Annotated in this window: 15 protein-coding genes and 1 pseudogene; 4 read left to right on the top strand and 12 right to left on the bottom strand. The window is 70.8% G+C overall.

The window, feature by feature from the left end; genetic code table 11:
* The 3 genes from AC5P09_RS44760 to AC5P09_RS44750 form a co-directional block, all read right to left on the bottom strand.
* Window positions 1-238, bottom strand: a 238-nt coding sequence (locus AC5P09_RS44760; protein ID WP_493879433.1) for an ATP-binding cassette domain-containing protein, incomplete at its 3' end; no start/stop codon positions are given.
* Window positions 239-243: 5 nt separating this feature from the next.
* The gene (locus AC5P09_RS44755; RefSeq protein ID WP_493879432.1) at window positions 244-1320 is read right to left on the bottom strand and encodes an ABC transporter permease; all 1077 of its coding nucleotides are present in this window, start codon (window positions 1318-1320) and stop codon (window positions 244-246) included.
* Complete coding sequence (locus AC5P09_RS44750) at window positions 1320-2339, bottom strand: sugar ABC transporter substrate-binding protein (RefSeq protein WP_493879431.1); 1020 nt, start codon at window positions 2337-2339, stop codon at window positions 1320-1322. Before AC5P09_RS44750 ends, AC5P09_RS44755 begins: the two co-directional genes overlap by 1 nt.
* A gap of 289 nt (window positions 2340-2628) precedes the next feature.
* On the opposite strand from AC5P09_RS44750, the gene iolC reads away from it, so the two are divergent.
* The 3 genes from iolC to galE all read left to right on the top strand — a co-directional run bounded on the left by iolC (window position 2629) and on the right by galE (window position 5710).
* Window positions 2629-3621, top strand: a complete 993-nt coding sequence (iolC, locus tag AC5P09_RS44745; protein ID WP_493879430.1) for a 5-dehydro-2-deoxygluconokinase — start codon at window positions 2629-2631, stop codon at window positions 3619-3621.
* 116 nt (window positions 3622-3737) lie between these two features.
* A complete protein-coding gene (locus AC5P09_RS44740; protein ID WP_493879429.1) occupies window positions 3738-4517 on the top strand; it encodes a GntR family transcriptional regulator in 780 nt (259 codons plus the stop codon).
* A 122-nt stretch (window positions 4518-4639) separates the two neighbouring features.
* Window positions 4640-5710, top strand: a complete 1071-nt coding sequence (galE, locus tag AC5P09_RS44735; RefSeq protein WP_493879428.1) for a UDP-glucose 4-epimerase GalE — start codon at window positions 4640-4642, stop codon at window positions 5708-5710.
* 122 nt (window positions 5711-5832) lie between these two features.
* Here galE and AC5P09_RS44730 read toward each other — a convergent pair whose 3' ends face one another.
* The 6 genes and pseudogenes from AC5P09_RS44730 to AC5P09_RS44705 form a co-directional block, all read right to left on the bottom strand.
* Window positions 5833-7638, bottom strand: a complete 1806-nt coding sequence (locus AC5P09_RS44730; protein WP_493879427.1) for a glycoside hydrolase family 15 protein — start codon at window positions 7636-7638, stop codon at window positions 5833-5835.
* Entirely contained in the window at window positions 7635-8651 is a 1017-nt protein-coding gene (gene rfbB / locus AC5P09_RS44725; RefSeq protein WP_493879426.1) for a dTDP-glucose 4,6-dehydratase, read from the bottom strand. Before rfbB ends, AC5P09_RS44730 begins: the two co-directional genes overlap by 4 nt.
* A 92-nt stretch (window positions 8652-8743) precedes the next feature.
* Window positions 8744-8866: pseudogene (locus AC5P09_RS44720) on the bottom strand (sugar phosphate nucleotidyltransferase); the annotation flags it as partial.
* Window positions 8863-9840 (bottom strand): UDP-glucuronic acid decarboxylase family protein, encoded by a 978-nt coding sequence (locus AC5P09_RS44715; RefSeq protein ID WP_493879425.1) that lies wholly within the window; start codon window positions 9838-9840, stop codon window positions 8863-8865. The pseudogene AC5P09_RS44720 and the gene AC5P09_RS44715, both read right to left, overlap by 4 nt.
* A 16-nt stretch (window positions 9841-9856) precedes the next feature.
* Window positions 9857-11182, bottom strand: coding sequence for a UDP-glucose dehydrogenase family protein (locus AC5P09_RS44710; RefSeq protein ID WP_493879424.1), 1326 nt, complete (start codon window positions 11180-11182; stop codon window positions 9857-9859).
* Window positions 11183-11276: 94 nt separating this feature from the next.
* Complete coding sequence (locus tag AC5P09_RS44705; RefSeq protein ID WP_493879423.1) at window positions 11277-12530, bottom strand: glycosyltransferase; 1254 nt, start codon at window positions 12528-12530, stop codon at window positions 11277-11279.
* A gap of 182 nt (window positions 12531-12712) precedes the next feature.
* On the opposite strand from AC5P09_RS44705, the gene AC5P09_RS44700 reads away from it, so the two are divergent.
* On the top strand, window positions 12713-13675 hold the full coding sequence (locus AC5P09_RS44700; protein ID WP_493879422.1) for a class I SAM-dependent methyltransferase: 963 nt from the start codon (window positions 12713-12715) through the stop codon (window positions 13673-13675).
* A gap of 13 nt (window positions 13676-13688) precedes the next feature.
* On the opposite strand, the gene AC5P09_RS44695 is transcribed toward AC5P09_RS44700, so the two are convergent.
* The 3 genes from AC5P09_RS44695 to AC5P09_RS44685 are packed head-to-tail and all read right to left on the bottom strand — an operon-like array spanning window position 13689 to window position 16455.
* Window positions 13689-14636: an NAD-dependent epimerase/dehydratase family protein gene (locus AC5P09_RS44695; RefSeq protein WP_493879421.1), complete on the bottom strand. Its 948-nt coding sequence runs from the start codon at window positions 14634-14636 to the stop codon at window positions 13689-13691.
* A complete protein-coding gene (locus AC5P09_RS44690) occupies window positions 14636-15361 on the bottom strand; it encodes a sugar transferase (RefSeq protein WP_493879420.1) in 726 nt (241 codons plus the stop codon). The genes AC5P09_RS44695 and AC5P09_RS44690 overlap by 1 nt, the downstream gene beginning before the upstream one ends.
* 29 nt (window positions 15362-15390) lie before the next feature.
* Entirely contained in the window at window positions 15391-16455 is a 1065-nt protein-coding gene (locus AC5P09_RS44685) for a glycosyltransferase (RefSeq protein ID WP_493879419.1), read from the bottom strand.
* Between the last annotated feature and the right edge of the window lie 25 nt (window positions 16456-16480).

The following is a 16480-nucleotide window of genomic DNA, read 5'->3' as shown; positions in this document are numbered from 1 at the left end:
TGTGCTGGTGCAGCCCGGAGATGATCTTGATGAGGGTGGACTTGCCGGCGCCGTTGTCGCCGAGCACGCAGGTGACCCGGCCGGGGTGCACCTGGAGGTCGACGCCGTGCAGGGCGCGGATGTTGCCGTACGACTTGCCCGCACCGCGCAGTTCGACGATCGCCGCGTCCGTGTCGGGGGCGGCGTCGCTCTCGGGAAGGACGGCGCCGTGGGTGCCGGTTCCGTTGGTGGTTGTCATGGGGGTCACCTCCGGGTCGCCGACTGGCGGACCCACAGATTGATCAGGACGGCGCCGAGCAGCATCACGCCGAGGAACGCCTTGAACCAGTCGGGGTTCCAGCCGGCGAAGACGATGCCCTGGTTCACCATGCCGAACATGAAGGCACCGAAGACCGGGCCGATCGCCGAGCCGTAGCCGCCGGTCAGCAGACAGCCGCCGATGACCGCCGCGGCGATGTAGATGAGCTCCTGGCCGACGCCCTCGCCGGACTGGACGGTGTTGAAGGTGAACAGCTGGTGCATGCCGACGAACCAGGCGCCGACGCCGACCAGCATGAACAGGGAGATCTTGGTGAAGGTCACCGGGACACCGACGGCCCGCGAGGAGTCCTTGTTGCCGCCGACCGCGAAGATCCAGTTGCCGTACTTGGTGCGCAGCAGGACCCAGGTGGCGATGGCCGCGAAGACCAGCCAGTAGAAGACCGTGATCTTCACCTGGACGCCGCCGATGTCGAAGGACGAGGCGAAGATCTTCTTCGCCTGGTCGAAGCCGGCCATGTCGCTGATGTCGTCGGTGGCCACGTTGGTGGTGACCAGCTTGGTGACCGCGAGGTTGGCGCCCTGGAGGATCAGGAAGGTGCCCAGGGTGACCAGGAAGCTGGGCAGTCCGGTCTTGACGACCATCCAGCCGTTGAAGAAGCCGACCGCCAGGGACACGACCAGCGCGGCGATCACACCGACCCAGACGTTCATGGTCAGTTGGTAGCTGAGCATGCTCGCGGTGAGCGCCGAGGTGAGCACCGCGACGCCGGACGACAGGTCGAACTCGCCGCCGATCATGAGTAGCGCCACCGGCAGGGCCATGATGCCGATGGTCGACGACTGGTACAGGATCGTGGACATCGAGCTGCCGTCGCGCACCGGCGGTGCCGCGATCAGGAAGAACACGTACACCGCGGCGGCGCCGAGAAAGACACCCACCTCGGGCCTGGCCAACAGCCGCAGGGCCAGGGGGCGTTGAGAGGTCCGGCCGTCGGTCTTGTTCGGGCCGGAGGCCGGCGGTGTGGTCACCGCCGGCTCGGCATGCTGGGTCATACTCATCACCGGGTGCCCTTCGCGGCGAACGCGGCCACGGCGTCGACGTTCGTCTTGTCGACGAAGGCCGGCCCGGTCAGCACCGGCTGTTCACCGCCGCCCATGTAGTTGCCGTTGTTCTTGTAGAGCCACAGGGAGTCGATCGCCAGGTAGCCCTGGAGGTAGGGCTGCTGGTCCACGGCGAACTCGATGGTGCCCTGGTCGATGGCGCTGGTCAGCTGCTTGTTGAGGTCGAAGGTGGCGATCTTCGCCTTGCTGCCGGCCTCGGACACCGACTGTGCCGCGGTCAGCGCGAAGGGGGCGCCGAGGGTGATGATCTGGTCGATGGAGGAGTCCTGCTTGAGCTTGGCGCTGATCGTCGACTTCACGGACGGCATGTCGGTGCCGTTGACGAACAGCGTCTGCAGCTTGCCGGAGAAGGTCTTCTTCACGCCGTCGCAGCGCTGGGTGAGGCCGATGTTGCCCTGCTCCTGGATGACACAGACGGCGTTCTTGGCGCCGGTCGTGTTCAGCTTGTTGCCGAGGGCCTCGCCCGCGACGGTCTCGTCCTGGCCGAAGAACTCCATCAGGCCGAGCTTCTTCCATTCGCTCACACCGGAGTTGAGACCGACCACCGGAATGTTCGCGGCCTTCGCCTTGCTCACGACGTCCTTGAGGGCGTCCGGCTTGGCGAGGGTGATGGCGATGCCGTCGACCTTCTGGTCGATCGCGTTCTGGACCAGGTTGGCCTGGTTGCCCGCGTTCGGGTCGGCGGAGTAGATGAGCTTGATGTTGTCCTTGGCGGCTGCGGCCTCGGCGCCCTTGCGGACGATGTCCCAGAAGGTGTCACCGGCCGACTGGTGGGTCACCAGCGCGACCGTCATCCGGGGCGTGGTGGCCTTGCCCGCGGAGGCGCCGGCCTCACTCTCCTCGGCCTTCTTGCCGCCGGAACTGCTGGAGCAGCCTGCGAGGGTCAGGGCCGCGGCCGCGGCGAGAGCCACGGCGGGGGCGAATCTGCGGGAGCGGAAGCCAGAAATGCGGTCCATCTTTCCTGCACCTCACTGCGCTACGGGGGAAAGGCAATCACGGGATTGTGTCAGGGGCCCAGGACCTCGGAAGATCCGGGTCGTGCGCCGCGAGAACGCGGCTTGTGCGCTGGGACCGGATCCAACTCCTTCGGCCCAACCGCTGTCAATACTTTGTTAAGACATCATTTCACAAGCAGGTCCGAATGTAAGTACAAAGTATTGACAGCGTCACCCTCCGCGGCCTACACCTGGGGGCGGCGGGCCCTTCGGAGTCCGTCTCCCCCCGCGCAGCTCGAGGAGGTCGCGCATGGCCGGATCAGCCAAGTCCTTCGACCTGATCACTATGGGCCGTATCGGAGTCGATCTCTACCCCCTCCAGTCCGGCGTGCCCCTGGCACGTGTGGAGACTTTCGGGAAGTTCCTCGGCGGTTCGGCCGCGAACGTGGCGGTCGCGGCAGCCCGGCTCGGGCGCGCCACCGCGGTGATCACCCGCACCGGTGCCGATCCGTTCGGAGTCTATCTCCACCAGCAACTACGTGAGTTCGGGGTCGACGACCGCTGGGTGACCCCGGTGGACGGCCTGCCCACCCCGGTGACGTTCTGCGAGCTCTTCCCGCCGGACGACTTCCCGCTGTACTTCTACCGCCGGCCGAGCGCCCCCGACCTGGCCGTCCACACCGACGAGCTGGACTACTTCGCCATCCGTGCGGCCCGCATCTTCTGGATCACCGGCACGGGGCTGAGCCAGGAGCCGAGCCGCTCGGCGACGCTCGCCGCCCTCAAGTGCCGGGACAAGGCAGGCACGACGGTGTTCGACCTCGACTGGCGTCCCGCGCTGTGGAGCGACACGGCCTGGCGGGATCCGGAAGAAGCCCGGCCCTACTACGCCGAAGCGCTCCGGCACGCGACCGTCGCCGTCGGCACCCTCGACGAGTGCGAGATCGCCACGGGGGTGCGCGACCCGCACGCGTGCGCCGAGGCACTGCTGACGGCGGGCGTGGAACTGGCGGTGGTGAAGCAGGGGCCGAAGGGAGTGCTCGCCATGCACCGCGACGGTACGACGGCCGAGGTCCCGCCGGTCCCGGTCGAGGTGGTCAACGGCCTCGGCGCGGGCGACGCGTTCGGCGGCGCGCTGTGCCACGGGCTGCTCTCCGGCTGGGAACCGGAGCGGACCATGCGGTACGCGGGCGCCGCCGGCGCCCACGTCGCCTCCCGCCTCGCCTGCTCCTCCGCGATGCCGACCGCTGCCGAGATCGAGACCTTGCTCGCGGCGGCATCGGACCCGAGTACGACCGCCTGAGACGACTGACGCCACGAGTCGGCCGTACGGGCGCGGGAGGAGTACGACCGCCAGGTCGCCGCCCGCCGCAAACCACCTCCGAACCCCCGCTCCCGACCCTCCGAGGGAGGTACCCCATGGCGAAGACCGGCGGCTACTCACGTGCCGCCCCCGCGCTCAGCTCCCTGGACTTCGCCCTGGACCGGGGCAGTCCGGTGCCGCTGTACTACCAGCTGGCCCAGCAGCTGGAGGCGGCGATCGAGCACGGCCAGCTGGCCCCGGGCGACCTGCTGGGCAACGAGATCGACCTCTCCGTACGCCTCGGACTGTCCCGGCCGACGGTCCGCCAGGCCATTCAGTCCCTGGTCGACAAGGGACTGCTCGTACGGCGGCGCGGGGTCGGCACGCAGGTCGTGCACAGCCAGGTCAAGCGCCCCCTCGAACTCAGCAGCCTCTACGACGACCTGGAGGCGGCCGGACAGGCACCCGCCACCCAGGTCGTGCGCAACGAGACCGTCCCGGCCTCCGCCGACGTCGCGGCCGCCCTCGGCCTCGCGGAGGGCGGCCAGGTCACGGTCCTGGAGCGGCTGCGCTCCACGTACGGCCAGCCCGTGGCCTTCCTGTGCAACTACCTCCCGGCCGGCCTCCTCGACCTGGACACCGCGAGGCTCGAGTCGACCGGCCTGTACCGGCTGATGCGTTCCGCCGGCATCACCCTGCACAGCGCCCGCCAGACCATCGGCGCCCGCTCCGCCACCGCCGAGGAGGCCGCCCTCCTCGACGAACAGGAGGGCGCCGCACTGCTCACCATGCAGCGCACGGCGTACGACGACACGGGCCGGCCGGTGGAGTACGGGACGCACATCTACCGCGCCTCTCGGTACGCGTTCGACTTCCAGCTGCTGGTCAGGCCCTGAGCCAGCAGTTCCGGACGCCGGGCGGCCCCAGTTCCTCTTGACGCCGGGCGCAGAGGGGCGCAGAGTCGGATGTATACGTCGTAAACGTACGGCATCTCCGCAACGCGCGGGAGCGTCCTGCCATGGCACGCAGCGAGCCGGTACCGTCGACCGTCCTCGTCACCGGCGGGGCCGGTTTCATCGGCAGTCATGCCTGCGTGGACCTCCTCGACCACGGCTACGAGGTCATCGTGGTCGACGACTACTCCAACAGCACCCCCCAGGTCCTCACCCGGGTGGAACGGATCGCCGGCCGCTTCGTCGGCGCCGTCTACGAGCTGGACATCCGTGACCGGCGCGCCCTCTCGGCCGTCTTCGACCGCCACGCCGTGGACGCCGTCGTGCACTTCGCCGCGCACAAGTCGGTCAGCGGCTCGACCCGCACCCCCGTCGAGTACTACGACACCAACGTCGGCGGCACCACCGCACTGCTGCGCACCATGCAGGACCACGGGGTCCACCGGCTGGTGTTCTCCTCCTCCTGCTCGGTCTACGGCGACGCGGACGACGGCCCCCTCGACGAGTCCACCCCGGCCCGCCCCACCAACCCGTACGCGGCCTCCAAGTGGCTCTGCGAGCAGATCCTCGCCGACGTCTGCCGGCGCCGCCCCGAGTACACCGTGATGTGCCTGCGCTACTTCAACCCCACCGGCGCCCACCCCAGCGGGCTGCTCGGCGAGGACCCGCGCGGCGAGCCCGACAACCTCATGCCGTACATGGCCCAGGTGGCCGTCGGCCGACGGGAACGGCTGCGGGTGTTCGGCCACGACTACCCCACCCCCGACGGAACCGCGATCCGCGACTACATCCACGTCATGGACACCGTCCAGGCCCACCGCGTCGCGCTCGACCACCTCGCCGACGCACCGGGCATGCACGTGTACAACCTCGGCCTGGGCAGGGGCAGTTCGGTCCTGGAGGTGGTCGCCGCGTTCTCCGCGGCGTGTGGCAGGTCGGTGCCGTACGAGTTCGCGCCGAGACGTCCGGGCGACGTCGCCGAACTCGTCGCCGACGCCGGCGCGGTGGCCCACGCCTGGGGCTGGCGGCCCGCCCTGGACCTGGCCGACATGTGCCAGGACGCGTGGCGCTTCCAGCGGCTCAATCCGGATGGGTATGCGGGGTCGGCGCGGTGGCCGAAGGCGAAGGACGGCTGAGGGTTGAGGGACCGCTGAGGGCGGAGGGGTGACTGAGGGCTGAGGGGTGGCTGAGGGGCTGAGGGGCTGAGGAGTGGCTGAGGGGCTGAGGGGCGTTTGCCTCGGGGTCGACGGCGGCTCGGTCAGCGGCGGTCCGGCGCCTGCCCCGCCGACAGGGCGAACGCCGTCTCGACCAGGGCGATGTGGCTGAAGGCCTGGGGCGCGTTGCCGAGTTGGCGTCCGGCGTCCGGGTCCCACTGCTCCGACAGCAGGCCGACGTCGTTGCGGACGGCGAGGACGCGCTCGAAGGCGTCCCGGGCCTGCCGCGGCCGGCCGGTCGCGGCCAGCGCCTCGGCGTACCAGAGGGAGCAGGCGACGAACGCGCCCTCGCCGCCGTGCATGCCGTCCACCCGGTGCGGTCCGGTGCCGCCGTGCGCGTACCGCCGTACGAAGCCGCCGTGGCCGAGCCCGCGCATGGCCCGGACGGTGGCGCGCACCCGCTCGTCCCGGGCGGGCAGGAAGCCGAGGCGGGGCATCAGCAGGGCGGAGGCGTCCAGGGCCGAGGAGCCGTAGGACTGCACGAAGGACTGCCGGGCCGGGTCCCAGCCCTCCTGGCAGACCTGGCGGTGCACCTCGTCCCGCATGGCCCGCCACTCGCCCGAGGAGCCGTTGCGGCCCAGCAGTTCGCCCATGCGCAGGGCGCGGTCGGCGGCCACCCAGGCCATCACCTTGGAGTGCACGAACTGCCGCCGCGGGCCGCGCACCTGCCACAGCCCCTGGTCGGCCTCGCGCCAGTGCCGGTGCAGGAAGCCCATCAGTTCCTGGACCAGGTCCCACACATGGGCGGGCATGGGGATCCCCGCCCGCAGGGACAGCCACAACGTGTCCAGGACCTCCCCGTACACGTCGAGCTGGAACTGCCCCACCGCCGAGTTCCCGAACCGCACCGGCCGCGATCCCGCGTAGCCGGGCAGCCAGGGCGCCTCGGTCTCCGGCAGCAGCCGCTGCCCCTTGACGCCGTACACGGTCTGCAGATCGGCCGGGTCACCGGCGATGGCCCTCACGAGCCAGTCCAGCCAGGCCGTGGCCTCGGTGTGGTAGCCGCTGCGCAGCAGGCAGGACAGGGCGGCGGTGGAGTCGCGCAACCAGCAGTGCCGGTGGTCCCAGTTGCGTTCGCCGCCGATGCAGCCGGGCAGCGAGGTGGTCGGCGCGGCGACGATGCCGCCGGTGGGGGCGTAGGTGAGTGCCTTGAGGGTGATCAGCGAGCGGACCACGGCCTCCCGCCACGGCCCCTGGTAGCGGCACTGGCCGCTCCAGCGGCGCCAGAAGTCGACGGTCTCCTTGAGCACCGTCTCGGCGGGGAGGAACAGCGGCGCCGGCGGTTCGGGCAGGTGCGAGGGCGCCCAGGCCAGACTGAGGGCCAGCCGGCGTCCGGCCGGAACCGTGACCTCCCAGGACGTGGCACTCCCGTCGCCGTCCGCCACCTGCACCGGGCCGTCGGCGCCGAGCCAGACGGCGTCCGGCCCGGCGACCGCGACCGTGCAGGGTGCGATGTCGCGCACCCAGGGCACGACACGCCCCTGATGGAACCGCAGCCGCAGCTCACTACGAACGGTCACGGCACCTGTCAGGCCCTCCACCATCCGCACGACACACGGCAGTTGGCTCCTGGGCGGCATGAAGTCCGTGACGCGCACCGTCCCGGCCGCGGTCTCCCACACCGAGTCCAGAACCAGCGTGTCCGACCGGTAGGCGCGCCGCGTACAGGCGCCGCCGGAAACGGGCGCGACCCGCCAGAACCCGTGCTCCTCGGCGCCCAGCAGGGCGGCGAGACACGCCGGTGAGTCGAAGCGGGGCAGGCACAGCCAGTCGACGGAGCCGTCGCGGCCGACCATGGCGGCGGTCTCCAGGTCGCTGATGAGGGCGTAGTCCTCGATGGGTGCGCTCATGACAGGACCCTCATGGGGAGCTCTCTCCCCTTCTCGGACCGGCGCAGCAGCGGCTCCCACCAGGAACGGTGCGTCCGGTACCAGTCGACGGTCTCGGCGAGTCCCGAGGACATGTCCTTGGCCGGTATGAAGCCGAGCTCGGTGCGGATCTTCGTGAAGTCGACCGAGTAGCGCCGGTCGTGACCCTTGCGGTCCTCGACGAACCGCACCATGTCCCAGTCGGCGCCGCAGGCAGTGAGCAGCAGCCCGGTCAGCTCCCGGTTGGACAGTTCGTTGCCCGCGCCGATGTTGTAGACCTCGCCGGGGCGGCCGAGGGTGCGGACGAGTTCGATGCCTCGCACATGGTCGTCGACGTGGATCCAGTCACGGACGTTGTGCCCGTCGCCGTACAGCGGCACCGGTCTGCCCTCCAGCAGCCGGGTGATGAACAGGGGGACGAGCTTCTCGGGGAACTGGTGGGACCCGTAGGTGTTCGAGCACCGGGTGACGCGGACGTCGAGGCCGTGGGTGCGGTGGTAGGCCAGCGCGATCAGGTCCGAGGCGGCCTTGGACGCGGAGTAGGGCGAGTTGGGCCGCAGCGGGTCGGTCTCCGGCCAGGAACCGTGGCGGATCGAGCCGTAGACCTCGTCGGAGGAAACGTGCACGAACCGCTTCGGCCTGTGCCGCAGGGCGGCGTCCAGCAGGTTCTGGGTGCCCTGCACATTCGTCCGGACGAAGGCGGCGGCGCCCGAGATGGACCGGTCGACGTGGGACTCGGCGGCGAAGTGCACGACCTGGTCGTGCTCGGCGAGCAGGGCGTCGACGAGGTCCGGGTCGCAGATGTCGCCGTGGACGAAGGCGAAGCCGTCCGTGTCTCGCACGTCGTCGAGGTTGGCGGGGTTGCCGGCGTAGGTGAGGTTGTCGAGGACGGTCACCGAGACGTCCGGCGGGCCGTTCGGGCCGAGCAGCGTCCGGACGTGGTGGGAGCCGATGAACCCGGCTCCGCCGGTCACGAGGATGCGGGTGGCGGTCATGACGGGATCTGCGCTCTGCTGTGGCCGCCGGGCACCCGCCGGTGCACGGCGGGGGTGCGCGGGGCGGGGGTCACCTCGACGTCGTGGCCGATGAGCGAGACCAGGCCATGGAACAGCACAGGTTTTCCGGCGACGGGGGCCGGTTGCTCGGCCGGGGTGTGGGTGACGGGGCGAAGGCGGGTGCCCGCTCCGCGGCACAGCACGAGTGCTTTCATGATGGCCACCCCACTGTGGATCGGTCCGACGGCGGTACGCGGGGCTCGGGCTGCTCGGCGCACCAGGCGAAGGTGCGGCGCAGGCCTTCGTCCAGCGGCACCTGCGGGTGCCAGCCGAGTTCTGCGCGGGCCCGGTCGATGACGGGGCGGCGGCGGACGGGATCGTCGACGGGCAGCGGGAGGAAGCGCAGTCCGCCGGGCGACCCGGTGAGCAGCAGGACCAGTTCCGCGAGTTCCCGAACGGTCCGCTCCCTTGGGTTGCCGAGGTTGAAGGGGCCCGGGTGGGGTGAGTCGATCATGGCGGTCAGGCCGCGGACCATGTCCTCGACGTAGCAGAAGCTGCGGGTCTGGCTGCCGTCGCCGTACAGGGTCAGGGCCTGTCCGTCGAGGGCCTGCCTGACGAAGGTGGAGACCACGCGGCCGTCGTGCGCCCGCATGCGGGGCCCGTAGGTGTTGAAGATCCGCACGATGCCGGTGTCCGCGTCCCGGGTACGGCGGTAGGCCATCGTGAGGGCCTCGGCGTAGCGCTTGGCCTCGTCGTAGACGCTGCGCGGGCCGATAGGGTTGACGTGTCCCCAGTAGTCCTCGTCCTGCGGGTGCACCTGGGGGTCGCCGTAGACCTCGCTGGTGGACGCCAGGACGAACCGCGCCCGGTGGCGAAGGGCGAGCTGCAGCAGGTTCTCCGTGCCCCGGCTGCCGGCGGCCAGCGTCTCCAGGGGGTGGTTGTGGTAGTCGTACGGCGAGGCGGGGCTCGCGAGATGGGCGACGGCGTCGACGTGGCCCAAGACCCGGAAACGTGCGGTGACGTCGCAGGTGATGCACTCGAAGCCGGGCGCGGGCAGCAGGTGGGCGATGTTGGCGGCACGGCCGGAGGAGAAGTTGTCGAGGCAGCAGACACTGTCACCCCGGCTCAGCAGGGCCTCGCACAGATGCGATCCGAGAAAGCCGCTTCCGCCGGCCACTACGACACGCATGGTTCCTCCTCCCGGGTCAGCCGAGCCGGGGTCGGCCCGGTGCGCGCAGCGTCCAGCCCGCGGAGCGCCAGGCGTCCGGGTCGAGGGTGTGGCGTGCGTCGACGATGGCGGGGGTCCGTACGACCGTGGCCAGGGCGGCCGGGTCGAGGTCCCGGTACTGGGGCCACTCGGTGAGGTGCAGTACGACGTCGGCCTGCTCGCACGCCTTGTTCACGTCCAGCGCGAACTGCAGCGCCGGGTGGCAGGCTCGGGCATTGTCGACCGCCTCCGGATCGTGGACGCGGACCTGCGCGCCCCGACGTCGTACGGCCTCCGCGACCGCGAGCGCGGGCGAGTCCCGCACGTCGTCGCTGCGGGGCTTGAACGCGGCACCGAGGACCGCGACGCTGCGGTCCGTGAAGGAGCCGCCGACCACCTGCTCGGCGAGGTCGACCGTCCGCCGCCGCTGCCGGGTGTTGATCTCGTCCACCTGCCGGAGGAAGGCCACGGAATCGCCCAGCCCCAGTTCCTCGGCGCGGGCGGTGAACGCCCGGATGTCCTTGGGCAGGCAGCTGCCGCCGAAGCCGAGGCCGGGTGCCAGGAAGCGGGAGCCGATGCGGGGGTCCGCGCCCATCGCCCCGGCCAGGGTGAGAACGTCGGCGCCGGTGGCGTCACAGATCTCCGCCATGGCGTTGATGAAGGAGATCTTCGTGGCGAGGAAGGAGTTCGAGGCGAGCTTGACCAGTTCGGCGGTGGCGGTGTCGGTGACGATGAAGGGGGCGCCGGCCGCGGTCAGGGGTGAGTAGATCTCCCTCAGCCGGGCCTCGGCGTGCGCCGTACGGACGCCCGCCACGATGCGCTCCGGCCGCAGCGTGTCCTGGACCGCGCAGCCCTCCCGCAGGAACTCCGGGTTCCAGGCGATGTCGACGTGCCCGGCGGCCGCACGCAACCGCCGGGCCAGCCGGTCCGCCGTGCCGACCGGCACTGTGGACTTGCCGACGACCAGGACCGGTTCGTCCCCTCGGCCGGTCCGCTGCGCGGCCAGACCGTCCACGGCGGCCTCGACATGGCGCAGGTCGGCGGCGCCCGAGTCGGGCAGCTGCGGAGTGCCGACACAGACGAAGTGCGTGTCGGCGAACCGGGCGGCCTCGACGAGTGAGGTGGTGAAGCGCAGCCGACCGGTGTCCACGGTGCGCTGGAGCATCGCGGCGAGCCCGGGCTCGAAGAACGGAGGCCGGCCGGCGGCCAGCGCGGCGATCCGCTCCGGGTCGAGGTCCACGCCGAGGACCTCGTGTCCGATGTCCGCCATGCAGGCGGCGTGGACGGCTCCTACGTAGCCGGTGCCGATGACTGTCAGGCGCATGGTGGTCTCCGTCGTGGGCGCATTGTCGGAGGCGTAACACCGATGGACGCCCGGTCGGTTCAGGGATCGAGAAGGAAGGACCCCGACACTCGGGTCAAGGGCCTGAGGCGGCCTCCTGGGTACGGCTCGGGCCGATGGCCGACGGCCCAAGGAGGGGCGGCAGGCCGAGCAGGTCGCGGTAACAGGCGTCGACGGCCGCGCACATGGCCTGGGGATCGAAGGACGTACGAACCCGGCGACGGCCCTGCCGCCCCATCTCGGCGGCCTCCCTCGGGTGGTCGAGCAACCAGCCGACCGCCTGTGCCTCCCCCTCCGGGTCGGCCGGTGGTACGAGCAGGCCGGTGGCACCGTGCTCGACCAGGTCGGGCACACCGTTCACGGCCGTGGTGACAACCGGGCGACCGGTGGCCAGCGCCTCGGTGAGCGCCCGGCCGAGGCCTTCGTAGAGCGATGTCATCACGAAGACGTCCAGCCCTGCCACCAGCCACGATGCGTCCGGCCGGTATCCCGTGAAGGTGACGTCCACGTCCAGTTCGGCCGCGAGCCGCCGGGCCTCGTCCTCCAGCGGCCCGTCGCCGATCACGACGAACGCGGTGTCGGGGCGAGCGGCACGGATCGCGGCCGCCATGCGGATGAAGTCCCAGGGTGCCTTCTGGTAGTCGAGTCGGCCGACGGTGCCGACGAGGGCCGTCTCGCGGGGCACGCCCAGCACACGGCGGGCGACTGGGTCGAACCGCTCGGGGATGTGCCCCAGATCCACCGCCGACGGCACCACGTGGACGTGGCCCGGCGGGGCGAGCCGCTCTTCGACCGCCTCTTCGGCTACGCGCGGCGCGACGGCGAGGAACCCATGGGTGAAACGCCGTGTCGCCCGTTCCAGCCAGCGGTACGCCATGCGCCTGCGGCGGGACATGTACGGATGGAAGCTGAAGCCGTGGAAGGTGTGTACCACCACCGGCGTGCGGCACAGCCGTGCGGCGGCCCGCCCCAGGAAGCCGCCCTTGCCCGAGTGGGTGTGCACGACGGTGAACCGCTCGCGTCTGATGAGGCGCACCAGCCGCCACAGCACCAGCAGGTCCATGGGGGTCAGGGTGTGCCGGAACCCCGGTATCTCGACCGTGCGCAGCCCGGCGGCACGTGCCCGGTCCCAAAGGTCGCCCCCCGGGACGCCCGCGATCCACACCTCGTACCGCTCCGGGTCCATTCCCTCGGCCGACAGCAGTGTGTTGCCACCGGCTCCCGCCACGAAGCGGGTGATGACGTGCAGGACCTTGATGCGGGGCAGCACCGGCGGTGTCGGCAGCGTCGCCGCCGGTGCCACCTGCGGGGGCGGCGCGGGCCAGTTCACGGCATTCCTGGCTGACTGCCCCGAACCGGTCACGCGCGTCGCGTTCAGCATGGTCGATCATCCCGTCCAAAGCCGTATGTTTACGACGTATACGTACATCTTCGCTCATCGGGCGTTGCAGGTCAATTCATCGGAAGATGGTCTATACGGGACGACCGTGGGAGACCGCAGGAGGAACGCACATGGTCCTGGCCGACGGGAAGGCGATCGAGCATCTACTGGTCTGCCCGCGTTGCAGGTCGCCGCTGGCGGCGCGGCCCGGCGGCTTCAACTGCACCGCGACTGAGTGCCCCTGCCACGCGCCCTTGTCCTTCCCCGTCGCAGGCCGGTGGCCGGTCCTCGTCGACTTCAAGCGCAGCGTCGTGGACCGCAAGGCAGTCATGGCGAGGGCCGACGGCACGGATTCCAGGAGGCCGCCCTCCACCGGCGCCGACGGTCTTCCGGCACCCCTGCGCCGCGCCCTCAAACCGCCCAACCGCGTCGCCGCCCGTAACGTCGAGCTCCTGCTGCGCAGCCTTCCCGGTCGCGCACCGCGGCTGCTCGTCGTCGGCGGCGCCACCGTCGGCAACGGCGTGGGCGCGATCTACCGCGATCCGCGCGTCCAGGTGATCGGGTTCGACATCGTCGGCAGCGCCATAACACAGGTGATCGCGGACGCCCACCAGATCCCGCTGCCCCCGGCGAGCGTGGACGCCGTGCTGATACAAGCCGTACTGGAGCACGTACTCGATCCGGCCGGGGTCGTCGCGGAGGTCCACCGGGTCCTGAAGGACGAGGGGCTCGTCTACGCCGAAACCCCATTTCTGCAGCAAGTGCACGCCGGCGCCCACGACTTCACGCGCTTCACCGCGAGCGGCCACCGCTACCTCTTCCGCCGCTTCGAGGAGCTCGCCGCCGGCCCTCTCACCGGTCCCGGCACCCAGCTCCTGTGGAGTGTCGACCACTTGGTCCGCGGCCTGACCCGCTCCACTCGGGCGGGCCAGGCGGCGCGAGGGCTGCTGTTCTGGCTGCGTACCCTCGACCGCCTGGTGCCGGCGAGGTACGCGATGGATGACGCCACCGCCTACTACTTCCTGGGTCGCAAGCAGGACGGTGAGTTGTCGGCCGGGGAGATCCTGACCTATTACTGCGGGGCACAGGTCTGACACCGCCCGGGCGTCAGGCGGCCGGCACCGACCGGCCCATCCGCGCGGCCTCCACCATCGCCGCGAGGCCGTCCCGCACGCCCGTCGTGGGCCGGAAGCCGAAGGCCTCACGGGCGACCGTGATGTCGGCGGCCGTACGGCGGGCGTCACCGGCCCGGCGCGGTACCCGCACCACACGGACGGAAGCACCCATCAGCCGGAGCAGGGCGACGGCCTGGTTCATCGTCACCTCGGAACCACCGCCCACGTTGGCGACGCCGGTCCACGAGGAGAGCGCGGCCTTGCGCATGGCAGTGACCACGTCTCCGACATACGTGAAGTCACGGCTCTGTTCTCCGTCTCCGTAGAGCGCGAAGGGACGCTGCGCAAAGGCCGCCGTGACCAGCCTGGAGAACGCCATGTCGGGTCGTTGCCGGGGGCCGTAGACGCTGAACAGCCGGAGGGAGACGGCCGGCACGCCGAAAGCGGTGCGATACGTCTCGCACAGATGCTCCGCGGCCAGCTTGGTCACGCCGTACGGGGACACAGGTCTGGGGCGCGCCGTCTCCCTGGTCGGGTACGTCTCGGCGTCCCCGTAGACCGACGAGCTGGAGGCGTACACGAGCCGACGCAGGCCGGTGGCGCGGGCCGCCTCCAGGACGCGCTGGGTGACCAGGACGTTGCGTTCCACGTAGACGGCGAACTCCGGTCCCCAGGAGCCTCGCACGCCGGGCTGTCCGGCGAGGTGGTAGACCGCGTCGGCGTCGGCGAGGAGCGGCTCCAGCGGGGCCGCCAGCAGATCGTCCTGCCGGAAGGTGAAACGGTCCTGGTCGAGCAGGGAATGGAGGTTCTCCCGTTTCCACGCGGGATCGTAGAAGTCCGTCAGGGCGTCGACGCCCGTGACGTCGTCGCCGCAGGACAACAGATGCTCGCACAGGTGGGAGCCGATGAATCCGGCTGCTCCGGTCACGACGGCACGCATCAGGATCGGCCTCCTTCGGTGCACCGGCCCGTATCCCCGCCCACTCCCCCTGAGGACCTCCCGGACCCGTCCCAGGCGGCGGACAGGAGGTACCACGGCGTGCGCGCGACGAAGAGAGCCACGGTGGCCGGGGTGAGGTGCGCCAGGAGTTCCTCGTCCATCGCGGCCCGGCGCGGGACCATGACCTCGAGGTAGTACTCCTCGGGGTCCGGCCTCCCTTCGAGCAGCACCGCGTCGGAGCGGGAACGAAGCTGACACGGTCCCGTGAGGCCGGGGCGATGACGGAACACCCAGTGGTACTGGGGCGGGTAGCGGTGAGCCAGGTCGGCCGCCTCCGGGCGCGGACCCACCAGCGTCATGTCCCCGAACAGGACGTTGACCAGCTGGGGCAGTTCGTCAAGGCCGAAGCGCCTGAGCAGCCGCCCCGTGCCGGTCACGCGCGAGTCGGAGGAACAGGTGAGCCCGGGACCCGGGGCGTCCTGCCGCATGGTGCGGAACTTGTAGAGGGTGAACTCGCGTGCGCCTTCCCCCATGCGCCGCTGCCGGAAGATCGCCGGCCCGCCGCTCGTGGTGCGCACCAGGACGGTCAGGAGCAGCAGCAGTGGTGACAGGAGCGCGAGCAGCGCCAGCGACACGACGACGTCCAGGGCACGACGAGGCACCGTGAGGCGCACCGGAGTCATGCACGGGAGAGCCTGGTGCCGCAGATCGTCAGTGGTGTCCATGGAGGGTGTCCCTTCCTTGGTTGCCGCCGTCATGACGGCGGCCCGGGGAGTTCCAGAGCCGCCGTCCATCGAGAGAGCCAGGCGTCGTAGGAGTACCGGCGGCTCACGACGGCGCGGGCTGCGCGCCCCAGCCGCTCCCGGACCGCGTCCGAGCCGTCCAGCAGTTCCTGGACCGCTTCGGTCCATTCAGCGCCGTCGCGGGCGGCCGGCATCCGGAACTGGCGCAGGATGTCGGCGTTCACCCCGATCGGCGTGGCCACCGAGGGCACGCCCGCGGCGCCGTACTGGAGCAGCTTGTAGCCGCACTTGCCCAGGCTGTAAGCGGTCGAAGGCAGAGGCATCAGGCCGATGTCGAGGCCGGCCAGCGCGGTTCGCTCGTTGTGCGGGCTCCAGGCGACACGGTCGATGAAAGCTTCCAGACGGCCCAGCGAACGCTGCGTCGTACCGACGAGGGTCAGGCGGGCGCCGCTACGGCGGTGGAGCTCTTCGAGCGCACCTGCCAACAGAAGCAGGTACGCCTCGTTGTCGCGCGAGCCGATCCAGCCGAGCCGTGGTGGGTCGTGCAGCGCGTAGGAGATCTTCGGCGTGTAGTCCTCCGGCGCCACACAGCTGGGGATCACCACGACGTCGCGATGATGCTGCGCGGCCCAGTTCCCAAGGATGTCGTTGCCCGCGATGACGCGGTCCGCGTGACGCACGGCGGTCCGCGCCTTGTCGGCCTTGGGTGCCAGCCTGCGCGCCAGGCCTCCGGCACCCCGGTCCCACTGCAGGGCGTCGTCGAAGTCGTACACGGCGAACTCGGCGCTCGACAGCAGGCGGCGCTCCCACCAGCCGCGGCTGAGCGGGGACGCCTCCCGGTGCAGCAGCAGACGGCTCGGTCGCGCGGTCGCGAGTCGACGCAGTCGCAGTTCCGCCCGCGCCACGGCCATGGGATGCCGGGCGAGACGGGACGGGGCGGCGTCGGCGAGCGAGGCGTAGCTGCTGACGGTGAAGTCGGCGTCGACGCGGTCCAGCCATTCGAAGACGCGGACCCGCGAGCTGCCTGCCTTCCGGTTGTAGGGAGTGACAGCGCAGTGATCCGGGTGACCATCCATGGCTTCACATCCCACGCTTAACGCT

This window comes from Streptomyces sp. a15 (assembly GCF_059026085.1).
This window is presented reverse-complemented; position numbering and strand designations above follow the sequence as displayed.